The organism is Cupriavidus sp. HPC(L), assembly GCF_000307735.3.
Taxonomy (GTDB): domain Bacteria; phylum Pseudomonadota; class Gammaproteobacteria; order Burkholderiales; family Burkholderiaceae; genus Cupriavidus.
The window spans coordinates 1-3,329 of record NZ_AMPR02000275.1 but is presented as its reverse complement, the minus strand read 5'-3'; the positions used below and the strand labels follow the sequence as shown (position 1 = coordinate 3,329).

The following is a 3,329-nucleotide window of genomic DNA, read 5'->3' as shown; positions in this document are numbered from 1 at the left end:
ACGCGGCGCGGTCCGGCCCGCTGCCTGCTGTCGGGCGGCGCGCGCGAGGCGCTGGCGGGCGCGCTGACGCTGCCGTTCGAGCGGCACGAGAACCTGGTGTTGCTGGGTTTGTCGGTGATGGCCGCGCAGCAGCCCGCGACTTGAAGGCCCACGCCGCTCATTGGGCGTGAGAAGGGCAGCGGGCGGCCTCAGCCGCCTTGCCGGACCTTGTGCAGCAGCTTGGTGGTCGAGCGGTCGTGCAGGAAGGGGATCGCGTGGGCCTGGCCGCCCCAGCCGCGCACCAGCCGGGTCTCTTCGAGCGTATCGATGTCGTAGTCGCCGCCCTTGACGTAGATGTCGGGGCGTACCAGCCGGATCAGCTCGACCGGCGTCTTCTCGCCGAACATCAGCACCAGGTCGACCGATTCGAGCGCGGCCAGCAGCGCCATGCGGTCGGCCTCGCCATTGAGCGGGCGGTCGTCGCCCTTGCCCAGCATCCGCACCGAGGCATCGCTGTTGACGCCGACCACCAGGCAGGCGCCAAGCTGGCGCGCCTGGGCCAGATAGGTGGCATGGCCGCGATGCAGGATGTCGAACACGCCGTTGGTAAACACCATCGGGCGCGGCAAGGCCGCCAGGCGCCGTTGCAGCGCCTGGGGATCGTCGGTCGAGGCGAGCTTGGCCTCGAAGGCCGGAGGGGACAGCGTCATCGCAAGGACGGCGCCGGCGTCAGGCTTCGGCGGCGGTGGTGCCGCCATTGGCCTGCAGCCGCGCGTTCAGTTCCTTGCGATAGCGGTTCAGGTCCTGCACGGTCTCGAAGGTGCGCTCGAACAGCAGCGACATGTTGTGCAGGATGCGTTCGATGACCTTCTTCTCCCAGCCTTCGTCGAAGCGGATCTGCTTGTCCAGCCAGTGCTCGAGCCAGTCCGGGTCGGGCAGGCGCGACTGCACGGTGTCGTTCGGGAACAGCGCCTTGTTGACGTGCAGGTTGGTCGGGTGCAGCGGCTTCTCGGTGCGGCGCGCCGACGCCATCAGCACGCCGATCTTGGCGAAGGCCGAGCGCGCGTTGTCGCCGAACTGGTTCAGGTACTTCTTCATGTAGCGCAGGTAGGCGCCGCCATGGCGCGCCTCGTCCTGCGACAGCGTGCGGTAGATATGCTTGATCACCGGCTCGGTGTGCCATTCGGCGGCACGGCGATACCAGTGGTTCAGGCGGATTTCGCCGCAGAAATGCAGCATCAGCGTTTCGAGCGGCGGCGCCGGATCGAATTCGAAGCGCACGGCGTGCAGTTCTTCCTCGGTGGGAACCAGATCCGGGCGGAAGCGGCGCAGGTACTCCATCAGCACCAGCGAATGCTTCTGCTCCTCAAAGAACCACACGCTCATGAACGCCGAAAAGTCGGAGTCGTGGCGGTTGTCGCGCAGGAACATTTCGGTGGCCGGCAGGGCGGACCACTCGGTGATCGCATTCATGCGGATGGTTTTCGCCTGATCGTCCGTCAGCAGGCTGGCATCGAAGGAATCCCAGGGGATGTCCTTGTCCATATGCCATCGGACCGCTTCCAGCGATTTGAACAGTTCGGGGTAGAGCATGGTAAGCCTTTGAAATTACGGGCAGATTCTACCAGATGCGAATCATTCCTATAGACCTTTTGCTGGCCGTTCGCAAGTTGCCGTGCGACCGGTTCGATGCCGCCTCCCAATGGCGGACCGGGCAGCAGCCTGCCACAGTCAGCTGTCGCCACTGTGAAAACCGCGAAAACGGCGTCAGGCCAGCGCCGAGGCGGGCGGGGAGCCTGCCTCGCTGATCGCCGGCGCGCTGCTCGCGGCCGGCGTGCCTGGGATCACGCCATAGAGGAAAGCGGCCAGTTCGTCGCCCTGCGCCTGCGCATCGCGCTCGCCGAGTGCGATCAGCGCCTGCGTGAACTCGGGCTCGAACAGCAGGTAGCTAGCAAATGCCGCGCCTTTCGCCTCGGTGCCGCCCAGCGGGGCCAGCAGCGCGCGCACGGTGCGGGGCAGCCGCTTGACGTGTTCGATCGCCAGCGCCTCGATCGGCTCGCTCGGCGCGATCGTCATCACCTGCACCGGCCGCCACCCTTCGCGATCGTTGGCGATCTCGGGCATGCGCGAGAGCAGCGTGTTGATGTGCTGCAGCCGCTCGAGGTCGGTCGACAGGCCGTCCAGGAAGATGCTGGCCAGCGCCTGGCCGCCGACCTGCGCCAGCGACGGATAGCCGCCCGCCGGCACGGTGTCGTACCAGCCGGCGCGCGGGGCCGAGGCCGCGCCGATGGCCAGGATGCGCGAGGCGCCGAGGTGGATCGCCGGGGACAGCGGCGACATCTGCCGCATGGTGCCATCGCCGAACCACTCGTGATGGCCGTCGAGCTCCAGCGGCGTGGCGGGAAACAGGAAGGGGATCGACGACGAGGCCAGCAGATGGTCGACGCCGATGCGCGCCTCCACCGCCAGGCGCTGGCTGCGGCGCCAGGGCTGGATGCGGCGGTGCGACTGGTAGAAGGTCACGTGCCGGCCGGTCGAATACGACAGCGCGGTGATGGCCAGCGCCTGCAGGTGTCCGGCGTCGAGGCTGGCCTGCACGCGCTCGGGATCGAACAGTTCGCTGAGCAGGCTGTCCAGCGGCTTGTTGTCGAACAGCGCGCGCGGCGCGTGCTGCAGCGCCCAGCCGACCGCCAGCGCCGACAGCCAGCGCGCGCCCGAGATGCCGACGCGCAGCACGTCGGTGCGGTAGACGTCCTCGGCATGGATGCTGGACCACAGCGCGGCCAGCGTTTCGGTGGCGCGATCGAAGTCGCCGGCATCGATTGCCAGGCCCGCGCCGTTGATCGCGCCGGCCGAGGTGCCGCAGACCACGTCGAAGGGATTGTGCGTCCCCACGCCATGGCGGGCGGCGATGCGTGCGATGCCGCGCAGCACGCCGGCCTGGTAGGCGGCGCGCGCGCCGCCGCCCATCAGGATCACCGCGGTGGTCTTGCTCGCTGCCAAGGCGCCTCCGGGTGTCAGTGTCCGTTGTTGGCCTTGCCACGGCGCGCGGGCTTCGCGCTCTTGCCGGCCGGCGCCGCGCCATTCGAGGGGCCATTCGAGGGGCCATTGGTGGCGCCGTTGGTGGCGGCATTGGTGGCGCCATTCGTGCCGGCATTCGTGCCGGCATTCGCGCCGGCCTTCGCGCCGCGGCCTGTCCCGCCCGTGGTGCCGTCGTTTGCCGCGCGTGCCGCCCTGCTGCCCGCGGCCTTCGCCGCCGTCCTGGTGCGGCCCTTGGCCGTCGGCTTCGCGGAGCCCGTGCCGGACTGCGCCGGCTGTTCCGGTTCGCTCGCGCCCGCGGTACCCGCCTG

At 69.0% G+C, this 3,329-nt stretch carries 3 protein-coding genes and 2 pseudogenes; 1 reads left to right on the top strand and 4 read right to left on the bottom strand.

Annotation, left to right across the window (positions count from 1 at the left end; genetic code table 11):
• A pseudogene (locus B551_RS27100) lies at nucleotides 1-144 on the top strand (pantothenate kinase); the annotation flags it as partial.
• Nucleotides 145-188: 44 nt separating this feature from the next.
• On the opposite strand, the gene rfaE2 reads toward B551_RS27100, so the two are convergent.
• The 4 genes and pseudogenes from rfaE2 to B551_RS26630 form a co-directional block, all read right to left on the bottom strand.
• Nucleotides 189-683, bottom strand: a complete 495-nt coding sequence (rfaE2, locus tag B551_RS15490) for a D-glycero-beta-D-manno-heptose 1-phosphate adenylyltransferase (RefSeq protein ID WP_043440088.1) — start codon at nucleotides 681-683, stop codon at nucleotides 189-191.
• A 25-nt stretch (nucleotides 684-708) separates the two neighbouring features.
• Complete coding sequence (locus tag B551_RS15485) at nucleotides 709-1,572, bottom strand: hypothetical protein (protein ID WP_006579757.1); 864 nt, start codon at nucleotides 1,570-1,572, stop codon at nucleotides 709-711.
• 174 nt (nucleotides 1,573-1,746) lie between these two features.
• Nucleotides 1,747-2,949 (bottom strand): patatin-like phospholipase family protein, encoded by a 1,203-nt coding sequence (locus B551_RS15480; protein ID WP_043440086.1) that lies wholly within the window; start codon nucleotides 2,947-2,949, stop codon nucleotides 1,747-1,749.
• Nucleotides 2,950-2,996: 47 nt separating this feature from the next.
• Nucleotides 2,997-3,329, bottom strand: a pseudogene (locus B551_RS26630) (hypothetical protein); the annotation flags it as partial.